A 3219-nucleotide genomic window follows, 5' to 3' on the forward strand; every position below is an offset into this window, starting at 1 on the left:
ATACAAAATAATTCGGTAATATAGTCCATGAAAAAGCCTTGCTCTGAAATGTTTTGTCTTCGTAACCAAGATATTACAGATGCTAAGGCTTTTTTTTATTTATTTTTTATGTCGAACTCAGGTTAATAAAACTGTCTGCGGATAAGGGGATAAAAATGACAAGCATGCCAACCTATCAGCCGCATTGGATCCGGGAAGATTTCATTGATTTTATTGGTGAAAAAATCCATCCAACCTGGGCAATTAAAAAAGTTAAGGCTGCCGTTATGGGCATTCAAGCCATCAGTCCTGACTTTTTCAAGATTCACTTACGTCCAAATCATAATTTTAAAGCCAAGTCATTTCAGGCCGGCCAGAATATTGCAGTGACTGTCAAACTTGATGGCGTACGTCATCAGCGACATTATTCTGTAGTGACGGTATTAAAAAATGGCGATCTGATCATTGCGGTTAAACAGCAGGGCAAAGTGTCACGTGCCTTAAGTCTGATGCAAATTGGTGCCGTGATAGAAATTTCACAGCCGCAAGGTGAGTTCACATTGCAAAAATCCACGCAGCCGATTTTATTCCTGGCTTCAGGCAGTGGTATTACCGCCATTTACTCCTTGCTGCAAAAAGCAGTCATTCAATCTCTGGAACAGATCGACCTGATTTATTTCACTCGAGATGATGCCTTTCATGCTGAACTGAAAACATTGGCTCTTATGTATCCAAACTTGAAATATCACCATTTCAATACTGTGGAACACCAGCAGCATCTGACCCAGAGCTTATTGCAAAAGTTGGTGCCAGACTTTGCAGAACGAAAAATTTATGCTTGTGGCTCCGCCGGGATGATGAAGGCCTCACTTCGCATCGTTGATAAACTGGAATTGAAATCCAATTTTCATTCGGAATATTTCCAGGTTGTGGTCGATGAAAAAATTAAAGCACAGCCGGTACGGTTTTTAAGATCGCAGCAGGAATTTCAAGCCCAGTCCAACTTACTGGAAAGTGCCGAAAAATCCGGCTTGAGACCAGCGCATGGCTGCCGAATGGGTATCTGCAATACCTGTTCCTGTACCAAAGTCAGTGGTTCGGTACGAAATGTCCTGACCGGTGAAATTGATCATGGTAATAATACCCAGATCAAACTGTGCATTTCTCAGGCAGTGAGTCCTGTGGTGATTAATTTATAAACTATTGATAAGCCATTAATTAAACTATAAGAAGGTGCTCCCATGAATATGCAAATTGATTTTAAACGACATAGCAAAAGCCAATTTCTTAGTCCTGAACAGATTGAGGAATTCGGTGCCAAAGTCGATGCGATCCGCCGCGAGGTCATGGATGATCTGGGGGAAAAAGACGCCGAATATATTTATAAAATCCGCAACTTTATCCGCTATAGCGAAATTGCCTCACGTGGCATGCTGATGTTTGCCGGTTGGTTGCCACCGGTATGGCTGGCGGGGACAGGTCTGCTCGGTCTTTCCAAAATCGTGGAAAATATGGAACTCGGTCACAATGTCATGCATGGCCAGTTCGACTGGATGAATGATCCGAGTCTGAACGGTGCGACCTATGACTGGGATACGATTTCAACCGGCGATGACTGGAAATACACGCACAACTATATTCACCATACTTATACCAATATTGTCGGAATGGATCATGATGTCGGTTATGGGCTGATTCGAGTTAGTGAATCACAAAAATGGGAACCACGTTTTCTGTTCAATATTCCATTGGGCATTCAGTTAATGGTGTTTTTCGAATGGTATGTTGGCCTGCAACGTTTGCATCTGGAAGATGTGATTGCCTATAAAACCAAAACCTGGAAAGAAGTCTGGGAAGAAGCAGCACCTTTGCGCCAAAAAATGCGCCGTCAGGTGTTAAAAGATTATGTATTTTTCCCGATCATTGCCGGGCCAAATGCCATTCCGGTATTTACCGGAAATGCGGTGGCCAATGTGATTCGCAGTCTATGGGCTTCTGCCGTCATTTTTAACGGTCATTTCACTGAAGATGCTGAAACCTTTGAAATGGACAATACCGACAATGAAACCCGTGCCGAGTGGTATTTACGCCAGATTCGCGGTTCGAGCAATTTTAGTGGAACAACTTGGCTACATATCTTGAGTGGTAATTTGAGTCATCAGATTGAGCATCATCTATTCCCGGACATGCCCGCCAATCGCTATGCGCAGGTTGCGCCAAAAATCAAAGCGCTCTGTGCAGAATATGGTATTCACTATAACGAAGCCAGCTTCATGAAACAGTTTTCTACAGTGTGGGTAGGTCTGGCTAAATGTTCTCTACCGAATCACTGGACTGAGCAGGTGGTTGAAAAAACCCATGCTGCCAAATCTGTATTCAACTACTTTAAAGCGAAACTATTGTCATAATTTTTAAGCTTTACTTATTCACCATTTTGGTACTCCTCAATAGATTTGGATGGTCTATTGAGGAATTTTTTTTGACCTTTATCAGATTCAATATCATTAAAATCCTCCTGTTTATGAATAAAATATGGATACAGATTTCAAAAAATGACGAAAGCAAAACAGATCCAGTACTGCTGAAACGCTTTGCCTACAACAACCTGCTTCAGCCCTAAGGGCTTCTCTCTATAATGGCCGCGTCGTTACACTTAAGGTCTCAGTTTTGAAACATCTTAAATATTTTTCAGCAATTCCATTATTAGTACTTTTAACTGCTTGTAACACCACTGAAGCACCCGCACCAGATTATCAGGGCAACTGGAAAAACACCGTGGAAAATCCAAAACTTGAAAATATTCTGGTTATTTCAAAAAATGGTGAAAATTATCTGATTACCAATACGATCAAAGATAAGGAAACCGGTAAAACCGAGAAAAAGAATCCAATGCCCGCTGCAGTGAACGAAAATGGCATGCTTCAGTTGAACGCAGGTGCAGGTATGGTCGATTTTGCAATCGATGAGAAAACCGGAAATCTGGTTGGTTCAGGCTCAATCTATAAAAAAGCCAAATAGTTAGCAAGAATTTTACGCACAAGATAAAATCAAAGATGTCATGTGAAAGGACAGAGCATGACATCTTTTTTTAGGAATGCTTTATGGAACGAAACTTGGTGGTGTTTCAAAAAGTATGCTGAAAAAAACAATATGGCTTTTGATAAAATAGAGGTATGAAAATAACGCTACAAATCAAATGTCCTACCTGTCTAAGTAACAATATAAAGAGAAATGGCATCA

Annotated in this window: 3 protein-coding genes; all 3 read left to right on the top strand. The window is 41.1% G+C overall.

From position 1 onward, the window contains the following. The first annotated feature begins 155 nt into the window (after positions 1-155). Entirely contained in the window at positions 156-1178 is a 1023-nt protein-coding gene (locus AC1P5O_RS16285) for a flavin reductase family protein (protein WP_262466465.1), read from the top strand. A 42-nt stretch (positions 1179-1220) separates the two neighbouring features. After that, entirely contained in the window at positions 1221-2387 is a 1167-nt protein-coding gene (locus AC1P5O_RS16290) for a fatty acid desaturase family protein (protein WP_262466464.1), read from the top strand. Positions 2388-2646: 259 nt separating this feature from the next. Then, positions 2647-2997 carry a hypothetical protein gene (locus AC1P5O_RS16295; protein ID WP_004280391.1) on the top strand — a complete coding sequence of 117 codons (351 nt, stop codon included), beginning with the start codon at positions 2647-2649 and terminating at the stop codon, positions 2995-2997. Positions 2998-3219: the final 222 nt, after the last annotated feature.

The organism is Prolinoborus fasciculus, assembly GCF_056724605.1.